At 56.0% G+C, this 207-nt stretch carries 1 pseudogene; it reads right to left on the reverse strand.

From position 1 onward, the window contains the following. Positions 1 to 207: pseudogene (locus ACSZPU_RS26610) on the reverse strand (IS30 family transposase); the annotation flags it as partial.

The raw sequence follows: 207 nt of genomic DNA on the forward strand, positions 1-207 counted from the left end.
CTTCCCAGTCACCCAGTCGGGTACGAGCATCAACAACGGCTGGTCTCTGCTCGATGGATACGGCGTCAGGTATCGGATTTCGCTTTTTACCATAGCCTTTGCGATAGCGGCGTTTACCCTGCCGGAGGAACTTGTACAGCTCACCGCCCTCTGCTTTATCGCAGGTCACGTGCTGGTAAATCCACTCGTGACTAACCGGCCTGCCGA

Source organism: Phytobacter sp. V69, assembly GCF_965644215.1.
In the GTDB taxonomy this organism is placed as follows: Bacteria; Pseudomonadota; Gammaproteobacteria; order Enterobacterales; family Enterobacteriaceae; genus Phytobacter.